The sequence below is a fragment of the Dyadobacter flavalbus genome, from assembly GCF_006149045.1.
In the GTDB taxonomy this organism is placed as follows: domain Bacteria; phylum Bacteroidota; class Bacteroidia; order Cytophagales; family Spirosomataceae; genus Dyadobacter; species Dyadobacter flavalbus.
Window position 1 is genome coordinate 72,013 of sequence record NZ_VBSN01000038.1, and the last position, 23,716, is coordinate 95,728.

At 46.1% G+C, this 23,716-nt stretch carries 14 protein-coding genes; 13 read left to right on the forward strand and 1 reads right to left on the reverse strand.

Annotated features, from left to right (window positions below; genetic code table 11):
* Positions 1 to 128: 128 nt before the first annotated feature.
* Positions 129 to 731 (forward strand): histidine phosphatase family protein, encoded by a 603-nt coding sequence (locus FEM33_RS12135; RefSeq protein ID WP_139012289.1) that lies wholly within the window; start codon positions 129 to 131, stop codon positions 729 to 731.
* A gap of 30 nt (positions 732 to 761) precedes the next feature.
* Here FEM33_RS12135 and FEM33_RS12140 read toward each other — a convergent pair whose 3' ends face one another.
* Positions 762 to 1,325, reverse strand: a complete 564-nt coding sequence (locus FEM33_RS12140; RefSeq protein WP_201747740.1) for a DUF1003 domain-containing protein — start codon at positions 1,323 to 1,325, stop codon at positions 762 to 764.
* 621 nt (positions 1,326 to 1,946) lie between these two features.
* On the opposite strand from FEM33_RS12140, the gene FEM33_RS12145 reads away from it, so the two are divergent.
* The 12 genes from FEM33_RS12145 (at position 1,947) to FEM33_RS12200 (ending at position 23,036) form a co-directional block, all read left to right on the forward strand.
* Positions 1,947 to 3,065: an NAD-dependent epimerase/dehydratase family protein gene (locus tag FEM33_RS12145; RefSeq protein ID WP_139012290.1), complete on the forward strand. Its 1,119-nt coding sequence runs from the start codon at positions 1,947 to 1,949 to the stop codon at positions 3,063 to 3,065.
* 66 nt (positions 3,066 to 3,131) lie between these two features.
* Positions 3,132 to 5,156: a GDP-mannose 4,6-dehydratase gene (locus FEM33_RS12150; protein ID WP_229214213.1), complete on the forward strand. Its 2,025-nt coding sequence runs from the start codon at positions 3,132 to 3,134 to the stop codon at positions 5,154 to 5,156.
* Between the two features lie 12 nt (positions 5,157 to 5,168).
* Positions 5,169 to 6,122, forward strand: a complete 954-nt coding sequence (locus FEM33_RS12155) for an MDR/zinc-dependent alcohol dehydrogenase-like family protein (protein WP_139012292.1) — start codon at positions 5,169 to 5,171, stop codon at positions 6,120 to 6,122.
* Between the two features lie 10 nt (positions 6,123 to 6,132).
* Complete coding sequence (locus FEM33_RS12160; RefSeq protein WP_229214214.1) at positions 6,133 to 7,137, forward strand: Gfo/Idh/MocA family protein; 1,005 nt, start codon at positions 6,133 to 6,135, stop codon at positions 7,135 to 7,137.
* The gene (locus FEM33_RS12165; RefSeq protein ID WP_139012293.1) at positions 7,124 to 8,257 is read left to right on the forward strand and encodes a glycosyltransferase family 4 protein; all 1,134 of its coding nucleotides are present in this window, start codon (positions 7,124 to 7,126) and stop codon (positions 8,255 to 8,257) included. The genes FEM33_RS12160 and FEM33_RS12165 overlap by 14 nt, the downstream gene beginning before the upstream one ends.
* Positions 8,254 to 9,369, forward strand: coding sequence for a CgeB family protein (locus tag FEM33_RS12170; RefSeq protein WP_139012294.1), 1,116 nt, complete (start codon positions 8,254 to 8,256; stop codon positions 9,367 to 9,369). Before FEM33_RS12165 ends, FEM33_RS12170 begins: the two co-directional genes overlap by 4 nt.
* Positions 9,366 to 10,454, forward strand: coding sequence for a CgeB family protein (locus FEM33_RS12175; protein ID WP_139012295.1), 1,089 nt, complete (start codon positions 9,366 to 9,368; stop codon positions 10,452 to 10,454). The genes FEM33_RS12170 and FEM33_RS12175 overlap by 4 nt, the downstream gene beginning before the upstream one ends.
* A complete protein-coding gene (locus FEM33_RS12180; RefSeq protein WP_139012296.1) occupies positions 10,451 to 11,545 on the forward strand; it encodes a CgeB family protein in 1,095 nt (364 codons plus the stop codon). The genes FEM33_RS12175 and FEM33_RS12180 overlap by 4 nt, the downstream gene beginning before the upstream one ends.
* Positions 11,546 to 11,672: 127 nt before the next feature.
* Positions 11,673 to 13,889 (forward strand): xanthine dehydrogenase family protein molybdopterin-binding subunit, encoded by a 2,217-nt coding sequence (locus tag FEM33_RS12185; RefSeq protein WP_139012297.1) that lies wholly within the window; start codon positions 11,673 to 11,675, stop codon positions 13,887 to 13,889.
* 557 nt (positions 13,890 to 14,446) lie between these two features.
* Positions 14,447 to 17,638: a SusC/RagA family TonB-linked outer membrane protein gene (locus FEM33_RS12190; RefSeq protein WP_139012298.1), complete on the forward strand. Its 3,192-nt coding sequence runs from the start codon at positions 14,447 to 14,449 to the stop codon at positions 17,636 to 17,638.
* A 24-nt stretch (positions 17,639 to 17,662) separates the two neighbouring features.
* Complete coding sequence (locus tag FEM33_RS12195; protein WP_139012299.1) at positions 17,663 to 19,504, forward strand: RagB/SusD family nutrient uptake outer membrane protein; 1,842 nt, start codon at positions 17,663 to 17,665, stop codon at positions 19,502 to 19,504.
* Positions 19,505 to 20,516: 1,012 nt separating this feature from the next.
* The gene (locus tag FEM33_RS12200) at positions 20,517 to 23,036 is read left to right on the forward strand and encodes a malectin domain-containing carbohydrate-binding protein (RefSeq protein ID WP_139012300.1); all 2,520 of its coding nucleotides are present in this window, start codon (positions 20,517 to 20,519) and stop codon (positions 23,034 to 23,036) included.
* Positions 23,037 to 23,716: the final 680 nt, after the last annotated feature.

A 23,716-nucleotide genomic window follows, 5' to 3' on the forward strand; every position in this document is an offset into this window, starting at 1 on the left:
TGTTCTGACAATATATTCTTTATTCCTTGTTTCCTGAAATTTTCTTTAAAATAGAATGCCTGATCAATAAGCGCATTTACTTCCTGAAATGCTGAAAAATCGGGTAAACCGAACGATATACTACTTTTATGACCAAAATTCTGCTGATCCGTCATGCAACGAATGACACCGTTGGCGTGCGCCTGAGCGGCCGCAGGGCCGGTGTACACCTGAATGAAGAAGGCCGGAGGCAGGCCCTGAAACTGGCCGGCCAACTGGAAGGAATGAAGATCCATGCCATTTACAGCAGCCCGCTGGAACGTGCCGTCGAGACGGCAGAACCCATTTCAAAAATCCTGGGACTGGAAACGATAATCTGCGAAGATTTTCTGGAAATCAATTTTGGTGAATGGACTTTCAAAACCTTTAAAGAACTGGATGAACTTTCTCAATTCAAGCAGTTTAATTCTTTCAGGAGCTTTACACGCGTTCCCGGCGGAGAGTCCATGCCCGAAGCACAGATGCGTATGATCGCGGGCATCGAAAAACTCTGCAGCCGCCATCCCGATGAAACCGTTGCCATTGTAAGTCATGCCGATATGATCAAATCTGCCGTTGCCTATTACACCGGAACGCACCTCGACCTTTTCCATCGTGTGGAAATCAGTCCGGCTTCGGTCAGTATCATCGAAATCGGTTACGGAACGGCGGCCATCCGGCTGGTTAATTACACGGGCGAACTGGTGATCTGACAGGCTATGTACCTGAATTTCCGGAACAGTTTATTTTTCGGATTCCTTCTTGTCCTGCATTTTGCGGTTGTGGCTTTCCATCGTATCCAGCACTTTTTCCGGCTGAACGTCCTTGGCAAGAAAATCGATTTCGGCATCATTTGCCTCTGCAATGTCCATTTTTTTAGCCATGGCCGTAACCAGCTGGATAAGCCGGGTAATTTCATGTTCCGCCAGCAGATTGACCTGAAGGTTCAGATCAGCCCGTTTGTCTGCCTGAGCGTTCATCCGGTTCTGGCTGATGAGTACGAATGTCGACAGGAAAATGGCCTCCACCGAAGCAAACATGGCAAGTACTACGAAAGAAGGGTCAAAAGGCTTTAACCCGAGCCATTCAAGGTTCCATATGATCCATATGGTGAACATAATCAAGTGAATGTAAACAAATTGCATACTTCCTGTAAAGCCGGTTATGGTATCCGCAATTTTGTCTTTCCACGTTTTCTGTCTTTCTTCTTCCAGGCTGCGTTCCAGCAGCGCATTGATGTTCCTTACTACAATGCCCATTTCCGGCCCAGTTCCCGATGCTGCTTCTTTATGGTTGGTATCATTCATATATTCAGATGTAAGTTGCCTGCTTTGTTTACTTTCATGCCAGAACGCGCCGGGAGCAACAGGTAAATGTTGGTATGTTCTTTTTATTTATGATAGCAGTACAATAAAATTATTTTCAGCTGTCTGTGGCACCTGCCTAAAAGATATAAATGCAAAAAATCTAGGACGGTCATATTGCCCCAAAAGAACACATTCCGGATTCCGGAGTGCAATATCTTATTGTTGCCTTGTGGTAAATTCTCTACACTATCGGTTGGATGGAGGTATGTTCTCTACATACTGAAACTGCATGATGGATCTGCAACCGGAAAATAAGCCATTCTGCTTACCTGAAAATCCGGATTTTGCCGGTAACAGATTTTTTGAAAAAAAATTGTATTTCCGGAAGCATCTATTTACCTATCTTCTTGATCTACATAGCTCGCGGCAACGGTTTTGATTTTTGCAGATTTCCAAAATTGCGGCCGGTCAAAATCCGGAAGTCCGAACCGGGAGGTACAAAGCTGGTATATACGTTAATGAAGTACATATAGTGATCTCCGGCCGCTTTGATGCTTTATTTTGATCATTATACGAATGGAACAGTTTTTTTTATATCTTCCGCTATACTAAACTCAAAATATGGGCAAAACAGTTCTAATAACAGGAGGCGCTGGGTTCATAGGTTCTCATCTAGCAAATGAACTTTTGGATAAGGGATACAATGTGAGGGCGTTAGATAATTTAAATGCACAGGTTCATGGCAAAGACTGCGTCCGGCCGGAATACCTGAATCCGGAAGTGGAACTGATCGTCGGAGATGTCCGTGATCCTGACAAGGTGAAACAAGCGTTGAAAGGAGTGGATGCCGTTTATCATTATGCTGCCATGGTTGGTGTTGGTCAGAGCATGTATCAGGTACGCGAGTATACCGATGTAAACAATACCGGAACCGCTGTTTTGCTGGAAGCACTGATCGAAAATCCTGTTGAAAAACTCGTTGTTGCAAGCAGCATGAGTATTTATGGCGAAGGACTTTACAAAGACAGCAAAGGGAATATCAGCGCGGGCATGGAACGCAAGCTCGGTCAGCTGAAAGCCGGTAACTGGGAAGTGTACGGGGAAGACGGAAATGTCCTGAATCCGTATCCGACTCCCGAAACGAAAAATCCTTCTCTGGCTTCCGTTTATGCATTGTCAAAATATGACCAGGAAAGAATGTGCCTGCTGATCGGCAAAGCATACAATATTCCGACTGTTGCACTTCGCTTCTTCAACGTGTATGGCACAAGCCAGGCACTATCCAATCCGTATACGGGCGTACTCGCCATTTTCGCATCCCGAATGCTGAACGGAAACGCACCGATGATTTTTGAAGACGGACATCAGCAGCGCGACTTTGTAAGCGTGCTGGATATTGCGCAGGCTTCAAGACTGGCGCTCGAAACGCCCGAGGCTGATTATGAATCGTTCAACGTTGGCAGCGGAAATGCTTATACAATCGTTGAAATTGCAGAAAAAATGGCCCGAGTGCTTGGTAAAGAGCATTTAGATTTTGAAATTTCCGGTAAATACCGCGTTGGAGATATACGTCACTGCTTTGCAGATATTTCCAAAGCAAAACGGATTTTGGGCTATCAGCCTAAAATTACCCTGGAAGAAGGACTTGTGGAACTGGCTACATGGCTGGAAGGCCAGACCGCAGAGGACAGGGTAGCGGAAGCGAAAAATGAATTAGTAACAAGAGGACTTACAGTATAGTATTATCTTCTCATATAAACATGTAACGTAAACATGGTGCAGGATATCTCCTTGAATAGAAAAGATATGGAACATGCAAATAGTGTCGGAATAGTACAATGGTTTCATATCAATCAGCACCGGGAAGTAGAGAGGGTAGTGGAAGATTTTCAGAAGTTGGGTGTTACGCATATTCGTACAAACGTTTCCTGGGCAGACTGGCATTTACCTGAAGGAAAAGCATGGTACGACTGGCTTTTTGCTACGCTTGGCGATCAGTTGCAAGTCCTTCCATGTATCCTTTATACACCGCCGTCCATTGCAGTAAAGCCGAAATCGTCTGCACCCCCGCAAAATCCCAAGGACTTTGCTGATTTTGTAGATACAATTATTACAGAATACGGTCAGTATTTTGACTATATAGAACTCTGGAACGAGCCGAACAACATGGCTGAATACGATTTCACGCTGGACCCGCAATGGGATACTTTCTGTGAAATGGTCGGTTCTGCCGCGAACTGGAGCAGGCAGAAAGGAAAGAAAACCGTTCTGGGCGGCATGAGCCCGATTGATGCCAACTGGCTTCGGGAAATGTTCAGAAAGGGTTTGATGGAACATATTGATGTGGTGGGCGTTCATGGTTTTCCGGATGTTTTTGACAGCAACTGGGAAGGGTGGAGTGCCGAAATCAGCAAGGTTCAAAACGTGCTCGATGAACATCAGTCTCCGGCCAAAATCTGGATCACCGAAGCGGGTTTTTCCACGTGGCAGAAAAATGAAAGAAAGCAGGTTAAGGAATTTATTAATGCTCTGGAAGCAGATGCAGAAAGAATGTACTGGTACAGTCTGGAAGACCTGTCTGCTGAACTTCCTGCCGTGGACCGCTTTCATCTGGATGAAAGGGAATATGCGTTTGGCATGAAAAATCCGAACGGCTCGCCGAAACTACTGTATACACTACTTTCTACAAAAGGATTATCCGGTATAAGCAACTACGAATGGATGACGCGTCCGCTGGAAGAAAACAGCTTCACGGAAAACTATACGCTGATTACAGGCGGGGCCGGTTTTGTCGGGATCAACCTTGCAGATAAAATTTTAAGTCAGGGTAAACCGGTTCTGATATTCGATAACCTGTCCAGGGCCGGCGTTGAAAACAACCTTTTCTGGCTGCGTGAAAAATATTCGGAAAACCTGTACGTGATGGTTGCGGATATCCGGGATAAAAATGCGGTAAGACAAGCCGTTCAGAACGCTTCGCATATCTATCATTTTGCTGCACAGGTTGCCGTAACTTCCAGTCTGACCGACCCTTACCACGACTTTGAAGTCAATGCACTGGGTACGCTCAACCTGCTGGAAGCCATCCGGAATACAAGCCATCAGCCGTCCATTATTTTTACTTCTACCAACAAGGTATACGGCGATCTGCACGATCTTGGCATGTTGTCAAATGAATCGCGTTATTATCCGTCCAACCTGATGGTCATGGCAAACGGCATCAGTGAGGAAAGAAATCTTGATTTTCACAGCCCGTACGGCTGTACCAAAGGTGTTGCCGATCAGTACATTCTGGATTATGCACGTACATTCGGGATCAAAAGTGTTGTGTTCCGCATGAGCTGCATTTACGGCCCGCACCAGTTCGGAACCGAAGATCAGGGCTGGGTGGCGCATTTCCTGATTCAGGCCCTGAAAGATAAGCCTATAACCTTGTACGGTGATGGCAAGCAGGTAAGGGATATTTTGTTTGTAGATGATCTTGTCAATGCGTTTTTACTGGCCGAGGAAAATATAAATGCCATTTCCGGAAACGCTTACAACATTGGCGGCGGTCCTGAAAATACGGTGAGCCTTTTGGAACTGATTGAAATGATCAGCATGGTTTCGGGTGAAAGGCCGGAAGTAAGACTGGAAGAATGGCGTTCCAGCGATCAGAAATACTATGTTTCCGACTTTAACAAATTTCAGGCTGTTACCGGCTGGAACCCGGTTGTGAGTCCGCTGGAAGGTGTGGAAAAATTAATTGAATGGTTGCAGGAAAATGCAATCTCTCCCGAACTGAAAAGTACGGGACATTCTGAAATTGCAAGGAAGCAGCCTGTTTTTTAAACCCGTTTTTTAATGATTGCAGCAGTACTGACAAAGCCAGGATTCTTTGAATTGCAAAAAGTGGAAGTTCCTGAGATAAGTGAAGATGAAGTAAGGATCAAGGTGGAGGGCTGCGGGATATGTGCTTCAAGCCTGCCGTTATGGGAAGGCAGAGAATGGTTTTCCTATCCTGTCACTGCCGGTTCTCCCGGACATGAAGGCTGGGGAATTGTAGATGCAGTCGGCGATAAAGTGACAAATCTGGTCAGTGGCGACCGTGTTGCATTTCTTTCCGGCAAGGCTTATGCAGAATACGATACGGCATCAGTAGGTGCCGTTGTAAAACTTCCTTCCGCACTCGGCAATAACCCTTTTCCCGGTGAGCCGCTGGGATGTGCCATGAATATTTTTGAACGAAGCGACATTTCGGCCGGAGACACCGTTGCGATTATAGGAATGGGGTTTCTGGGTGTTTTACTTTGCCAGCTTGCCAAGAAAAAAGGCGCAAAAGTGATAGCGGTTTCCAAGCGCTCATTTTCACTGGATTATGCGAAACAATTCGGAGCAGATGAAGTGATTCCTCTGACGAGCACGTGGGAAGTTGCCAATAAAATCAGCGAGATTACCGGCGGTGAATTCTGCGGCCGGGTCATTGAAGCAACCGGTAAGCAGGAAGCCATTGACATTGCTACGGAAATTGTAGCCGAAGGCGGAAGACTGATTATTGCAGGTTACCATCAGGACGGCCTTCGCCAGGTCAATATGCAGAAATGGAACTGGAAGGGAATCGATGTGATCAATGCACACGAGCGGAAGCCGGAACGTTATCTGCTCGGTATGCAAAAGGCGGTGGATGCTGTACTGAACGGCGATATGGATCCGACTTCTCTGTATACCGACGTACTTCCGTTAGACCAGTTATCCAGAGGATTTGAGATGACATCTGCCCGTCCGGACGGATTCATGAAAGCACTTGTACAAATATAATTTCAGCATATTGGATATAATTTCTAAAACAAAACCGGCGCTGGCCTTTGCCGGCGTAGGCTGGATTGGCCGCAACAGAATGCAGGCAGCCATTGAAAGCGGGACTGCAAACGTAGACATGCTGTCCGATCCTTCTGCTGATTGTATTTCGGAAGCACTGAAAATGGCACCGGGTGCCAGAACAGCCCTGTCGTTTGAAGAAGTGGTTGCCGATCCAAAAATAGATGCAGTCGTTATTGCCACGCCAAGCGCGCTGCACATGCAGCAGGCGGTTCTGGCATTTGAAAACAACAAAGCCGTTTTTTGCCAGAAACCGCTGGGTAGAAATGCGGCAGAAGTCGCAGCTGTCATCGAGGCTGCAAAAAAAGCAAACAAACTTCTTGGAGCTGATTTCTCGTACCGGTATACAACGGCATTTCAGAAAATACTTCCTTTGGTACAATCCGGTGAGCTGGGAAAAATATTTGCTGTTGACCTTAAATTCCATAATGCATACGGTCCGGACAAGCCGTGGTTTTATGACATGAAGCAGTCAGGCGGCGGATGTGTGCTGGATCTTGGCATTCACCTGATCGATCTGATGCTTTATGCGCTGGATTTTCCGGAGGTTACGCAGGTGAACAGCAGCTTGTACAGCAAAGGTGTTTCGGTAAAAGGAAAGAATGAAGTGGAAGATTTTGCCAGCGTTTCAATGGAACTTGCCAATGATATTAATGCGCAGCTTGCATGCAGCTGGAATCTTCAGGCCGGACAGGAAGCCGTAATCGAAGTTTCATTTTATGGTACGAATGGCGGTGTAAGTATGAAAAACCTGAATGGCTCGTTCTATGATTTTGCCGCTTATCGTTTCTGGGGCACAAAGTCGGAAACGCTTGCAGGTCCGCCGGACGCCTGGGGCGGAAGGGCATTGGTAAACTGGATTGATCAATTATCGGTCCGTTCCGAATTCGAAGCTTCTGCTGAACAATATCTGCCTTCTGCCGCTGTACTGGACAAAATATATGGGCGCAGCTGACCATGCTTCTCCGCTGAAAGTCCTGATGACCGCCGACACGGTCGGCGGGGTATGGACGTACACTATGGATCTTTGCAAGGCATTATCCGGGTACAACATCCATTTTCATCTGGTGACGCTAGGCGCCAGGATGCAGGAGTGGCAGCAAAAGGAAGTCGGCGAACTGAATAACATAACCGTTTACGAAACGGATTTCCAGCTGGAATGGATGGAAGATCCGTGGGAAGATATCTCCAATTCAGAAGCGTATCTCCTGGCGCTGCAGGAAGCAGTTCAGGCGGATATCATTCATCTGAACGGCTATGTGTACGGTTCGCTGAACTGGGAAGCGCCTGTTCTGATCGTTGCACACAGTGACGTATATTCATGGTGGAGAGCTGTAAAAAAGCAGGACCCGCCGGCTGAATGCCATACATATTTTACCAAAGTCAGGAACGGACTGCTGCATGCGAACCATATTGTTGCACCGTCGCAGGCCATGATGTCCGAAATAAATGACATATACGGATTACAGCAAAGTCATTCGGTCATTTACAATGCAAGAAACGCTGCGCATTTGTATTCCGCTGAAAAAGATGAAACGGTGATGTGCATGGGCAGAATCTGGGATGAAGCGAAGAATGTACAGTTGCTCATGCAGGCGTCTTCCAATCTGAATCATCCGGTTAAAATAGCCGGCGATAACCAATTTCAGCACAATATGCTGGATTTTTCCAAAAGTAAAGTACGTAATCTCGGCAAGCTGAGTTCGGTGCATATTGCAAAAGAACTTTCCACAGCTAGTGTTTACGCGCTTCCTGCCAAATACGAGCCGTTCGGACTTTCTGTTCTGGAAGCTGCGTTGTCAGGATGTGCGCTGGTGCTGGGAGATATTCCTTCACTCAGGGAAATCTGGCAGGATAATGCTGTTTTTGTTAATACAGATGATGCGGAAGAACTCGCCCGGGCAATCAATCACCTGATGAACGATCCGAATGAGCTTGAAACCATGGCCTTGAAAGCGCAAAACCATGCCAAGCAGTACAGCACGCAGCGTATGGCCTCACAGTATATGGATTTATACCGCCAGTTAATACAGGAATACAATCAACCGGTACCGGAAAAAAATACATTAAAATGAATATAGTCCTTTTTTATCATTCCCTGCTGTCGGACTGGAACCACGGAAATGCCCATTTTTTAAGAGGTGTTGCCACGGAACTTATCAAAAGAGGCAACAGCGTAAAAATATACGAACCGAAAGATGCTTGGAGTCTGCAGAATCTGATGGCAGATTACGGACAGGAAGCGGTAAATGAACTTTACAAATATTATCCGCTATTAAGTAGCATTCAATACGATCCGGCAGCGCTTGATCTGGATGAGGTTCTGAAAGATGCAGACCTTGTCCTTGTGCATGAATGGAACGATCATGCGCTGGTAAAATCCATCGGGGAAAAGAAAAAGAAATATGCATTCAAATTGCTATTCCACGATACGCATCACCGCGCTGTAACTGAAAAAGAAAGCATGGGCGCTTACGATATCAGTCAGTATGACGGTGTGCTGGCGTTCGGCGGCGTAATCCGGGATATTTATCTGAAGGAAAAATGGACGAGCAGAGCCTGGACTTGGCACGAAGCGGCGGATACCAATATATTTCATCCGGTTGCAAATTCAGGATACGAAGGTGATTTTGTCTGGGTAGGAAACTGGGGCGATGAGGAAAGGACCAAAGAACTTTTTGAATTCATCATTGAGCCGGTCAAAGAACTCGGACTGAAAGCAAAAATTTACGGCGTTCGCTATCCCGATCATGCCAGGGAAGCACTTGCAGATGCAGGCATCGAGTATGCCGGATGGCTGCCGAATTTCAAGGCACCCGAAGTTTTTGCTAAATACCGCTTTACGGCACACGTGCCGCGGGGACCTTATGTAAAATCACTGCCCGGAATCCCGACCATACGGCCGTTTGAAGCCATGGCTTGCGGCATTCCGCTGATTTCAGCGCCCTGGAACGATACGGAAAACCTGTTTACGCCGGGCGAGGATTTCGTATTTGCCAAAAACAAGGAAGAAATGAAATACTGGATTGACAAGGTGCTGACGAACGACCATTTTGTAAAAGAAATGACGGAGCATGCACTGGAAACGATTCTTGCTAAACATACATGCGCACACCGAACCGACGAACTGTACGGAATCTGTGAAGAATTAGGCGTAAACAACATTAACCAAAACACTTTATCATGAAGTTTGCATTCTTTGGATCCAGCCTGGTTTCCGCTTACTGGAACGGCGCGGCCACTTATTACCGAGGCATTATCCGGGCTATGAATGAAAGAGGACATACCATTACGTTTTATGAACCGGATGCTTATGACCGTCAGAAAAACCGCGATATGGCCGATCCGGAATGGGCGCGGATTGTTGTTTACCAGCCTTCCGAAACAGATGTTTTCAGGGTGCTCCATGATGCGATGGATGCTGATGTGATTATCAAGACAAGCGGGGTCGGTGTATTCGATGAGTTGCTGGAAATGGAAGTTGTTAAATTGAAAGATGCAGGCAAATTTGTTATTTTCTGGGATGTGGATGCGCCTGCAACGCTGGACAGGGTGCATACGAACGATGGAGATTATTTTAAAGAACTGATCCCGAAATATGATCTGGTGCTTACTTACGGCGGCGGTGATCCGGTCATCAATGCCTATACCGCTCTTGGCGCAAAAAAATGTTACCCGATCTATAATGCACTTGACCCTTCCACGCACCATCCGGTAGAAAAAGACAGCCGGTTTGATGCCGACCTTGTTTTTCTCGGAAACCGGTTGCCGGACCGTGAGAAAAGGGTTGAGGATTTTTTCCTGAAAGTAGCCGCAGACATGCCGGATCAAAGATTCATTCTGGGCGGAAACGGATGGCATGACAAACCCATGACCGGGAATATCAACTACATCGGGCACGTATTTACAAAAGATCATAATGCGCTGAACTGCTCTCCGAAAGCCGTCCTGAACATCAGCCGCGACAGCATGGCCAAATACGGTTTTTCGCCTGCAACCCGCGTTTTTGAAGCAGCCGGAGCCGGTGCCTGCATCATAACCGATTACTGGGAAGGCATCGAGTTCTTTTTTGAGCCGGGCAGGGAAATTCTGGTGGCAAGAAGCGGTGAGGAGGTAAAAGATCTGTTATCGGCCCTTGATCCGGAGAAAGCGCTTCATATTGGTCAGGCGGCCTTGGAAAAAGTACTGGAAAAGCATACCTATACGCACCGTGCAGCAGAACTTGATATTATCCTTCAGTCCGAATTTGTTGATACCAAAGCCGTTTTATGAAAAATAACCTGAATATCGTTTTTCTTGGATTGTCCATTACTTCATCGTGGGGAAACGGACATGCCACGACTTTTCGGGGTCTGATCCGGGAACTGCACAAGAACGGGCATAATGTTACTTTTCTGGAAAGAGACGTCCCGTGGTATGCATCGAACCGCGACCTGAAAGATTTCTCTTACTGCAATACTATTCTTTACAGCGACCAGGATGAACTTCGGGAACAACATTCGGAAATGATCCGGACGGCAGATCTGGTTATTGTCGGGTCTTATGTTCCGGAAGGTGTTGCGGTCGGCCATTTCGTAGTGGAAACGGCGGAGGGAATTACGGCATTTTATGATATTGATACGCCGGTTACACTGGCGAAAATAGAAAAAAATGATTTTGAATACCTGCATCCGGACCTGATCCCGATGTACCATATTTATCTGAGCTTTACAGGCGGACCAACCTTGAAACGGCTTGAAGAACAGTACGGATCACCGATGGCCAGGCCGTTTTACTGCTCCTTTGACCCTGAACTTTACTTTCCTGAAGAACAGGAAAAACAATGGGATCTGGGTTATCTGGGAACTTACAGTACAGACCGGCAGCCGCCATTGACAAAACTGATGCTTCATGCAGCAGAACGTTTTCAAAAAGGCCGGTTTGTGGTAGCCGGGCCGCAGTATCCGGCAGATATTGAATGGCCTTCCAATGTGGAAAGAATTGAGCATTTGCCTCCCTCGGAACACCGCAAGTTCTATAACAGCCAGCGTTTTACGATGAACATAACGCGTGACGATATGATCAGGGCCGGTTATTCGCCAAGTGTCCGCCTTTTTGAAGCAGCAGCCTGCAACACACCGATCATCAGCGATTACTGGGAAGGCATTGAAAGTATATTTGAACCCGGTAAAGAAATCCTGATTTCAAAATCCGGAGAAGAAACAGTGGGTTATCTGACAGAAATCAGCGAAGAGAAAAGACAGCAGATTGCGGCCAGTGCCCGGGAAAAAGTACTTGCGTTTCATACGGCGGCTCACCGCGCCAAAGAACTGGAAACCTATTATTCCGAAGCAACAGCGTTCAGCCGAATGATACAGGAATGAACAGCTGCTGTTCCTGAAAGAAAGGGGAAGTATGATAACTGATGTGACGGCAAATTGCCGGATTGGTATAATTGTTATAAGTTAAGAACTTGAAGCATAACCTGTCAGAATCATACTTTCCTTTTTTATGGACAAGAACAAGCTGCATTACGATCCCGATAAGACAGTAAGCCGGATAGAAGGAAAGGCAAAGGTAACCGGCACGGCACGCTATGCCGCAGAATACAAACCGGAAGGTACGCTGTATGGCGTCCTTGTAACCAGCACCATCAGCAAAGGCAGTATCAAAGACATTGACTCTAAAAAAGCAGAATCTTCGCCGGGCGTAGTCACCGTTCTTACGCATTTGAACCGTCCGGACGTACCCGGCTGGAATAAAGAACAAAAAGCGCAATCCCGGGTGGAAGGACAGGAATTCCGGGTATTTTTTGACAACCGGATTTATTACAATCATCAGCCGGTAGCGCTTGTCATTGCCGACACGCTGGAAAGGGCCGGTTTTGCTGCCGGCCTTGTTAATGTCACTTATCATAAAGAACCGCATCAAACCGATTTTACAGCAAACCGGGATAAAGCCTACAAGCCAAAGCGAACGGAAGATTACAGCCGTGGAAGCGATCTGGCTTTTCAATCCGCAGCCGTTCAAATAAAGGCAGAGTACACCACGCCGCTGCAGGTTCATAATCCGATGGAAATGCATGCGGCAACGGTGGAATGGAAAGCTTCCGGCAAATTGACTGATTACAATAAAACGCAGGCCGTGAAAATGGCCAGAAAGGAAATCGCAACCGCTTTTGATATTCAGGAAGATGCTATTGAAGTACATGCTCCGTTCGTAGGCGGCGCATTCGGTTCATCTTCTAGGGTATGGCCGCAGGAAATGGCTGCACTGCTTGGCGCCAGAAAAGTCGGCCGGCCTGTGAAGGTCATGGCAAAGCGCGACCAGGTTTTCAACATGGTGGGTTACCGTCCTGCTTCAGTACAGCAATTCAGCATTGGAGCCGAAAAGAATGGAACGCTGACTGCCATCAGGCATGAGGTTATTGGAAGCACGTCTGCTTATGAAGAATTTACCGAGCGAATTACGGATCCGACACGATCTTTGTACGCATGCCCCAATCTGCATACGACTTACAAATTGCTGGCGCTGGACATGTCCACACCTTGCTGGACACGTGGCCCCGGTGAAACAAGCGGTTCTTTTGCGCTGGAATGTGCAATGGATGAATTATCCTATGCATTGAAAATGGACCCGGTTGAACTGCGTCTTAAAAACTTTGCCGAGAAAGATCCGGAATCCGGCCTTGACTGGTCAAGCAATTATTTAAAGGCGTGTTTACAGAAAGCAGGTGAAAGTTTTGGCTGGGGTAAACGGAATCCTGTTCCCGGTTCCATGACGTCCGACGGCTGGCAACTGGGTATGGGAATGAGCAGCGGCATCTACAAATCGGACCGTTCACCGGCAACAGCCAGCGCTACCTTGCGTCCGGACGGCAGTCTGGTCGTACAAAGTTCCGTTGCGGATGTTGGCCCCGGCTCGGCCACTGTCATGACACAGATCGCAGCCGATGCCTTCGGCACCCGTATTTCAAAAGTGGAATTTCAATGGGGAAATTCGATGTTCCCCACAGCTCCCGGCCAGTTTGGATCGCACACCACGGCTTCCGTCGGTTCGGCAGTTCATGATGCGGTGAAAGCCTTGCAGAAAAGACTGAAAGAACTGGCGGCAAACACCGAAAACGCTCCGCTATACGGCAGGAACACGGACGATCTTGTGGTGGAAAATGGCATGGTTACTGATAAGGAAAAGCAAGGGAAATGGTCTTTTTCTGAACTTTTGAGCCAGAACAAACTTTCCGAACTGAAAGTAACCACAGAATCCAGAAGCGGAAATGAAAAGGAGCAGTTTTCCGGAAAATCATTTTGTGCCCATTTTGTTGAAGTTCTTGTTCATCCGCTCACCGGCACAGTAAAGGTCAGCCGAGTCGTTACGGCGATTGATGCCGGCAGGATTATCAATCATAAAACCGCAACCAGCCAGGTCTATGGTTCCGTGATTTGGGGCATAGGTGTGTCTTTGCTGGAAGAAGGCATTGTCGATCATCGTTTTGGCCGTTATGTTAACAATGACCTGGCCAGTTATCATTTGCCGGTGAATGCCGATGTTCCTTCCATAGAAGTCATTTTTATAGATAAGCCCGATCCGGTCATTAATCCGATGGGTACAAAAGGACTCGGAGAAATCGGGATTGTCGGATTTTCAGCTGCTGTTGCCAATGCCGTTTATCATGCAACCGGAAAGCGCGTACGTTCCCTGCCGATTACTGCGGATAAATTGATTTAACGGTTAAATCCGGTTCTGCAATCCAGTAGCCGAATACAAACCATGTAGCTGCCAGATGCATCAGATCAACGTCATATGCATCATTAAAAAGAAATAAAAAACAACAACCTCAATTTGCAGGCACAGTTATTGATAGGGCTCGCCCCGAATTGTTGCAAGCAATTGCTTTAATTCATTGTATTACTGTTATTATGAGGTTAATCAAAAATGGAAGCACTTTTAGAGCTTCCATTTTTATTTTGTGCCGGTGTATATTTTTCCCGAATTGTGGCAACCTTGCATTCTTGCGGCTTCACATCCCGTTCTTGAAGAGATCAGAACAGCGTTTATTTCACATCTGGACCGAAATAGTTAGGGCAAAAAACTTATTTTTCATTGACTGTATTTCTTACTTCCAGGTTGCATTCGTGTAATCAAGTTTGCAAGTATTTCTTCACAAGTATTTAATCTTTTTTGCATTTAATAGAACAATTAATAGTAGGGGTGAGAAAGATGATGCTCCGTCTTGGGATATTAATAACAATTTATATTCCATCATTATATTCTCACCTTAATCTATGAACTCAGGATTTACAGTAACCCTATTCCGGGTAACTGCGGGATGCATGCTGACAGCCATGGCTTTTCCGCTTGCTTACGCCGGTCCGGATGTGGTTTTTCATAAACCAAGATCCGAACAGACCGCTGTTGCCGACAAGGCAATTTCGGGTAAAATTTTATCCAAGGAAGACAACACGCCGGTTCCGGGCGTTACCGTGGTTGTAAAAGGAACGACCAACGGAACTACTACGGATGTGGACGGCAAATACCAGATCAATGTTCCTGAAAGCAATGCGGTCCTTGTATTTTCCGCGGTAGGATTTGCTACGCAGGAAAAGCCGATCGGAAATGAAAGCATTATGGATATTATTTTATCCACCGATCAGAAAACGCTGGAAGAAGTTGTGGTGGTGGGGTACGGTACACTCAAAAAACGGGATCTTACCGGAGCCGTTTCGCAGATCAGCGCCACCAAACTGGAAAACGAAAACCCGCAGTCGGTACAGGATGTGCTGAGAGGAAACATTCCAGGCATGAACGTCGGGTTTTCTGCATCGGCAAAAGGCGGCGGCAATGTTTCGGTGAGAGGTACCAACTCGCTGAAAGCCGGAACAAGTCCGCTGGTGGTACTGGACGGAGCCATTTATTACGGCGGTCTTGAAGACATTAACCCGAATGACATTGAAACGGTGGACGTGCTGAAAGATGCGAGTTCGGCGGCGGTTTTCGGAGCGAAGGCGGCAAGCGGCGTTATCCTGGTTACGACCAAAAAAGGAAAAGAAGGCAAGACGATCATCAATGTCAATACCAATTTCGGCGTGGCTGAGGTGGCCAAAAACCAGCCTGTTCTTAGTCCCGACGGATTCATTACATGGCGCCAGGAAGTTATGCGGAATATCAATACGGCAGCGCAGCCCAGCCGTTTTACAAATCCTTCAAAGCTTCCTTCCGATGTTACGCTGGAGCAATGGCTGGCATTCGACGGTTCCGCCGGCGACCCGACAACCGTATGGCTGCAGAGGCTCGGCATGCAGCCGGTTGAAGTGCAGAACTACAAAAACGGCAAAAGTGTGGACTGGTACAGCAAAATGTTCCAGAAAGCACTGCGTCAGGATCACACGGTTAGCCTTTCCGGAAAAACGGACAAGGTTTCGTATTACATGTCATTGGGTTACCTGAACAATGAAGGGATTGTTGTCGGCGACAAATACAGTACCGTACGTGCGAGGCTAAATCTGGAAGGAAAAGTGAACAAGTTTCTTTCGGTCGGGATCAATACGCAGTTTGCAGACCGGGACGAAAGCCAGGTTCCTGTCAATTATGAACTTGCTGCCAACCTTTCGCCCTGGGGATCGGAGTTCAATCCGGACGGAACATACAAATGGCGGCCCAATGAAGAGGCAAGCGGCGGAAACCATCCGTACTATGCACCCAGTTTTACAGACCGTGATAAAGGTTCGGTAACGATCAATGCGGTTGTTTTTGCCAAAATTGCTTTGCCGTTCGGCATCAGTTATCAGGCAAACTTAACGCCGAGATACGAGTATTATCACCGCTATAACGCAGAATCCGCCAAGCATGCGGAGTGGGCAGCAGAAGGCGGAAGGGCTTCACGCCGCGATACCAGAACCATGAGCTGGCAGATTGATAACATTTTCAAATGGAACAAAACCTTTGCAGAAAAGCATAGCATTGATGCCACGTTCCTTGTAAATGCCGAGAAATTCAGAATGTGGGACGACAGCGTTTCCAACAAAGGCTTTGCACCGACCGACGTTTTAGGTTATCATAACATGGCCGCAGGAAACGCACCGATTATGTGGACGAACGATGAGCAAAGTACGGCAGATGCCTTGATGGGCCGTTTGTTCTATTCTTTCAAAGACCGGTATATGGTTACGTTATCCACGCGCCGGGACGGTTACTCTGCATTCGGGCAAAAAAATCCCAGGGCACTTTTTTCATCTGCTGCGTTGGGCTGGGTATTTACAGATGAGCCTTTTTTCAAATCAAGCTGGCTCAGTTACGGTAAATTCAGGGTTTCTTACGGCAGCAACGGAAACCGTGACATTGCCCGTTATGATGCGCTTTCAAACCTCATCACCGGAAAATACCTGCATATCAATCCGGGCGGAACGGTGTATCAGACAAGCCAGTTGTATGTGGGAAGAATGCAGAATGCCAACCTGAAATGGGAACGGACCAATTCCCTGAACTTCGGACTCGATTTTTCACTCTTCAACAATGTCGTGGACGGAAGTGTGGAACTGTACAAATCTTCAACGCGCGATCTGCTTGTGGAAAGAGCTTTGCCCAACGTGCTCGGATTTGATTTTGTACTGGACAATCTTGGTCAGGTTGATAACAAGGGACTGGAAGTCAGCCTGAACTCCAATAACATGAAGCGTGAAAACTTCACATGGCGGTCCACACTGAACTTTCAGATGAACAGAAACAAGATCGTTCATTTATACGGCGACAAAACCGTGACCAAAGATGCGTCAGGCAATGTAATCAGCGAAAGAGAAGCCGACGACATTACAAACCGGTGGTTTATCGGACATGCCATTGACGAAATATGGAATTATAAAGTACTTGGCGTGTGGCAGGCGGAAGAAGCAGATGCAGCGGCCAAATACGGCGTGAAGCCCGGTGATCATAAAATACTGGACGTGAACAATGACGGAAAGTATACGAATGATGACAAGGTATTTCAGGGTTTCACCTCGCCGCGTGCCAGAATTACTTTCCGCAACGAGTTCAAGGTGTTCAAAAATTTCGATGTTTCATTTATGGTTTATTCTTACCTCGGCCAGAAAGGTGAGTTCAATCAGATGAAAAACCGCCAGGGATTTCCGGACCGTTCCAGCTCCTATATTTTCCCGTACTGGACAGCCGAAAACCGCAACAACGAATGGGCGCGGCTGTATTCCAGCGAAGGTTCGGCCACGGGCTATTCCGTATATCAGAGCAAATCCTTTCTTCGCTTCGAAAGTCTGGCCATTGCCTATACAATCCCGAAGAACCTGACGCAGAAGATCAATATCCAGAATCTGCGGGTTTACGGCAACATCCGGAACATAGGCTATTTTTCCAGCTGGAGTTTCTGGGATCCTGAAAACGGTACCAATAACAGCAACAATACAAACATTGCGACTTCGGTACCAAGCCCTCGCATTTTTACAATGGGTATTGACATTACCTTATAAATTCAATTGAAATCCCGAAATCACATGAAATCCATCTATAATAAATCCAGAAGCGTTGTGCAGTTGACATTGCTTGTTTCAGGCATGGCGCTGACGGGCTGTGACAAAAGCTGGCTGAAACCCGAACCGCTGTCTTTTTACAATCCGGACAATACATTCAATGATCCGACGGGACTGCGCGCCACGATTGTGGCCTGCGAGCGGAACATGCGCCAGGAATGGTACGGCGATGCTGCGCCTATGGTTACAGAAGCCATTTTTTCCGACATTGCGGTAGAAGGAACAACCGATAAATCGGGCCCTGCACAGAACCTGAACTTGCTCATAACGCCGGATGCCCAGCTTAACCACGTGGATTACAACAAAATCGGATGGTACTGGTCGGAAGGGTTTAAAGGTGTAAAATACGCCAATGTTGCCATTTCAAGAATAAACCAGCCTACGACATACAAGAGTGAGCAGGAAAAGAATGAAATACTCGGCGCTGCGTACTTTCACAGGGCATACCGGTATTACAGACTTACGCATCAGTTCGGCGATGTACCGCTGATTCTGGATGAAGTCATTAACCCGAAACTGGATTTTCAGTCTACAAAACGAGAAGTCATCCTGAAAAAGATGAAGGAAGATCTGGAATTTGCTGAACAGTGGGTTCCGGTAGTTACAGACAAAGGCAGTGTAAACCGCGGTGCTGTAAGTCATTTGCTGACCAAGATCAATCTTGCACTCGGCCTTTTTGACGATGCCATCAAGTCGGCAAGCAATGTAATAGAAGGCGGAACGCATAAGCTGATGACAAACCGTTTCGGTGTTGATGCCAATGACCAGAACCGCAACGTAATCTGGGACTTGCACCGTCCTGCCAACAAAGCCCTGAATTCCAATGCGGAAGGCCTGATGCTTGTGATCGACCGCGTAAGCATTGAAGGAAATGTGGACGGCGGTACTTTGCTGATGAGAAATACAGTTCCGTTCTGGCATAACAATATCAATACGCCCGCTGGAAATCGCGGAACCATTGATACTTATGGCATTGCCATTGATCTGGTGAATAAAGTAGGCCGGGGTCTCGGCCGTGTACGACCGACATATTATTCGCAGGAAGGTGTTTGGGATGATAAGAAAGATCTACGCCATGCGCCGGGAAACTGGACACGTATGGAAGATCTGGTATACAACAACCCGGCATTGAACACGACGCTTAAAGATCCTTATTACGGCAAAAATCTTCAGTTGCGCAATGCTGCCGGCGCCGTACTGACCATCGATACAATCCGCTGCTGGTTTGACTGGCCTAATTACAAACTGTTTATCGAAGATCCATTGAAAGTGCAGCCGTCAGGCGGAAATACGGACTGGTATGTGTTCAGACTGGCAGAAACTTATCTGTTGAGAGCAGAGGCTTACGCATGGAAAGGCGATCTGGTTAAAGCTGCGGCAGACATCAATGCTGTAAGAACGCGTGCAAACTGCGATCCGGTAGCGCCTGCGAAAGTCAATATCGGAACCATACTGGATGAACGTGCGCGTGAACTTTACTTTGAGGAACCACGGAAAACCGAACTTACGCGCGTGGCCTATATTTTTGCCATGACCGGAAAACCGGCTCCAAACGGTAAAACCTATAACATGAATGATTTTTCTGAAAGCAACTATTTTTACGACCGTGTGATGGAGAAAAGTGATTTCTATAACAAAGGCGTAAAAACCCGTCACGGCGATGAATACACCATGAGTCCGTATCACGTTTTATGGCCTATTCCACAATCGGCGATTGCAGGAAATACGCAGGGAATTATCAATCAGAACAAAGGTTATAACGGTTTCCAGAACAACGTGCCGCCACTGACGGAAATTCCAGAATAATGAATGGATTACAGATTTTAGAAATGATATCATAAACAGAAGGCTCCTGCCGGAGCGGGCATTGCACAACTCAGCCCCGGCAGGGGCTTTCTGTTTGTAGCGAAAGGATAGTTAAAGCTGAATAATCAACTCCGGAAAAGTTTCTGAACCAAGTGATAAGGTGGCTCCTGCCGGAGCCATTTTGATGTTTACCGTATTGTAGTTCTATAAACAGAAGGCTCCTGCCGGAGCGGGCATTGCACAACTCAGCCCCGGCAGGGGCTTTCTGTTTGTAGCGAAAGGATAGTTAAAGCTGGATAATCAACTCCGAAGGAGTTTCCTGAACCGAGTGACAAGGAGGCTCCTGCCGGAGCCATTTTGATGTTTACCGCATTGTAGTTCTATAAACAGAAGGCTCCTGCCGGAGCCGGCATTGCACATCTCAGCCCCGGCAGGGGCTTTCTGTTTGTAGGAAAAGGATAGTTAAAGCTGGATAATCAACTCCGAAGGAGTTTCCTAAACCGAGTCTGGTAAAAATAATAACATCGTATAATAGCATTAAAAACGTATATAGCTTGCGGTACTTGTTTTAGAGCCATTGAATCAGTAATCCATTCACTTATTTATCAATCCATTATATAGTTAAGTATGAATTCTAATTATTGTTAAAAGAAAATTTATACAATTCAATATGTAATTATAACAGTGTACTAAAATTTTGACTAATAAATTCTATATTGCTCATAATAGTAATTGTTTGACTAACAGAAAGTCTGCTAAAACACGGATGCCTGAAATTTGGATGTTTATGTCCGGCTTATTTGTTATTTTGGCCGCCTTGTTATACATTGCTGTTATGAATAGCCATTTTGCAGCATTTTTGTTTTACAGTTGACGAGACAATTTTTTGAATTGAAATCATGGTTTCAGATGCTGAATGGAGATGCTGGAAAAGCGGTTCAGGTATATGTACAATCTTTTATTTACTCACGTATCCAACTTGTACACAGCAAGTTGAGACTAATTCTATCCAATGATAAAAATCTATAATTTCCCTTTCACCATCCCGAAAATGCGTTCTGTCAGATTAGGTCTGATGCTGACCATTTCGTCCGTATTCTGCGGACAAATTGCTACCGCTTCCGCGGGGTCAGGCGCTGTAACAAATGCAGGATCAGGCAATTTTGCTGCGCCGGTTGCTGACGGTGCTTACATGGTTTTAAAAAACATGGATAATTTTCCGGCCAATGACAAACTTGTGTTTTCGCGTATCGAGATTCCATGGAGAAAATCGGATACAACGGAGTACAATGCCAATCATGACAAAGTAAGGCTGCGTATTCAAAGTAAAGGTTCCGAAAGTCTTGTAATCAACAGTCTGGTTTTATCCAACAAGGCCGGGTGGAAAATTGCATCTGTGGGTGGCGATGCAACGCCTTCTTTCCCCAAAACGATCACTACGGGAAATTACCTTGAAGTAGTTGTTCAGTTTATAGCAGAGGGTGCTTCAACAAGGGTTACCATTTTGCAGGACAAGCTGACCATTAACAGCAATGACAATCTGACGCCTGTAAAAGATGTAGCACTGATGGGCTTGTATCAGAAACAGGGCGAAGGACAGAATGAGCCGTATGCCTCTGAAATCATCAAAGCTTTTGATTTTAAATCCAATCCGGGTTATGGACGTGTAGACAATGGGGTGGAAGGAAAAACCATCATGCCCAATTCGGATGAAGTAGCGGCTTCGTACTTTGTGAGAGCTGATCCGAACAAGCCAGTAACTGTATATCAGCTGGCTGCTTACCACGGATGCTGCGGATCGGTTGAAACCATCCGGTATTATACCAAAGGTTCAACTACCATGAACACGTTATTTACGCATCATGTTCTGGACGCGCAATCGCTGTTGCCACGGCTTAGAAATTCTTCATCTACGCTTGCTGTTAAAACCATTGACAATCCGACGGAACCTTTTGGTTTCAGGGTTTCCAATTCAAGGTCAGACAGAATGCTGAATTTCAATGATCTGATCGGACTCCGAATCCTTAAAGCAGTGGATGCAGCCGGCTATGTTATTCCGAATGCATACATCATGAACATGGATTACATTGACAACTCGGCTACGAACTTTGATTATCAGGATAATATCTATTATATCGATAATATCAAACCAGAAACAGGAACTGTTCATTACTCTGATCTGGCCTCGGTTTCAGGTTCTGCGATCCAGTACGATGCCACTACAACCGGAACAACCCAGACGAAGGATGTGACGCTTAAAAACATGGGAAAAACGTATGATGACAATTCCAAAGATCCATCCGTAACCATAAAAAGCGCCCGGATTATCGGACCCAATGCAAGCGAATTTTCCGTAGCATCGCTTAGCACAACTCTTGAACCGCAGGCAACTGCTACTTTGAGCGTGAAATTCAACCCTAAAACACAGGGCATCAAAAATGCGGTGATGGTTGTTTATTATACCAACGCCAATTCTCCGCTGCGCATACCGCTTTATGGCAATGCGCATACCGCAAGCTCCGCTGTTGAAATTGTAAAAAGAATCAAAGGCGGCTCGGACTCGAATGTAACGATTGACGGTCAGGTTTTTGAATCCGACAAGAATTACCGTGTGGGTTCTGTCAGAAATGATGCACAGGTGGTTAAAACGGAAGTAGCCGGTACGGATATGGACGAATTATACCAAACCTATCTGTCGGCCTCAGCTGATCTTCAGCAAACCGGTTACAACATTCCTGTTGCAAACGGCGATTACATGGTTCGTATGCACTTTGTAGAAAACTATTTCTCTGAGCAGGGTTCAAGGGTTTTTGGCGGAACAATGGAAGGCAAGCAGATACTGACAAACCTGGATATTTTCAACGAAGTTGGTTACAGAACTGCCATCGTTAAAGATTTCAATACATCGGTAAGTGACGGTGTGCTAAACATGCGCTTTACACCGACTGCCAACAGACTTGCACTTGCCGGTGTGGAAATATTCAGAATCAATGACAATCCGCTTCCTGTAACGCTGGTGAGCTTTGACGCCAACAAAGTAGAAAATACAACTTTGCTTTCCTGGAAAACCTCTTTTGAAACCAACAGCAGCAATTTTGAAATTCAGCGCAGCAAATCGGGACAGGACTGGGAAATTCTGGGTTCTGTGGATGCAGCGGGTGAATCTCGTGAAAATTACAGCTATTCATTTGTTGACAGCAAGCCGTTGTCAGGCAACAATCTTTACCGCCTGAAAATGATTGATCTGGACGGAACTTCAACGTTCTCCAAATGGATCAATTTGAATTTTGACATTGTGGCAACTGCACAGGTTTTCCCGAATCCTGTTGTTGACAAGCTTAATCTGGACATTACGGACTGGAGCCAGATCAGCGCAGTTCAGTTGTACAACATTACCGGAAAGGCAGTTTATGAAGCGCGCAATACGCCGGTAACTTCCATTGATGTGAAAAATCTGCCATCCGGCATGTACGTGATGCACATCACCCGCAACAACGGAAATGTAGTTACTTACAAGATTGTTAAAAATTAGTAAAAACCGCCTGCATGCTGAACAGGTATGCAGGCCGGTTAAAATATGGTGAAGCTTACTGATAATCCACAAATCGGAAAGTCAAACCACTGAAAAAACATGTTGAAGTCCTTTGCCGAATCCGGCAAGGGACTTTTTTTTGAAGCAGTCTTCGGTCATCGGATCTGATTTGCAAGCCCGGCCTAATTTGAACCTAACAGACGCATAATCAAACGAATGACATCAAAACAGCTTTGTAGAATATCGGTTCGGACGAATCTATAACGTATATAAAATTGCGTTAAATAAGGTGTTGCTGATTGGAATGAGTTAAGCAATAAAATTAGTTCTACACCTTGCGTAACAATTCAACATTTTGGTATTTCGGAAAAGTCCGGTTTTGGTTTGTAAATTCCGTTATCTTATTTTTACCAGTATATTAATATACCGTTACCAGTTGGCCGTCAGGATATGTTTTTTTGTTAGACAATGGTAAAGCGCGAAGCAATGCGTTGCGGAGTAAAACAGGTTGAAAAGAGGCTGTTATATTATTAAAAATCATGGTTGCCTGAAAAAGTCAGTCTGCACGAAATGCAGATCCGAAGAGCAGAAGCCGTTGGATAATATTTAATAGATCGCTGATTTAATTATGTTATGTTTGAAATTCAGCGGCATAGTTTTAATGGCTGTAGTCAGGTTAA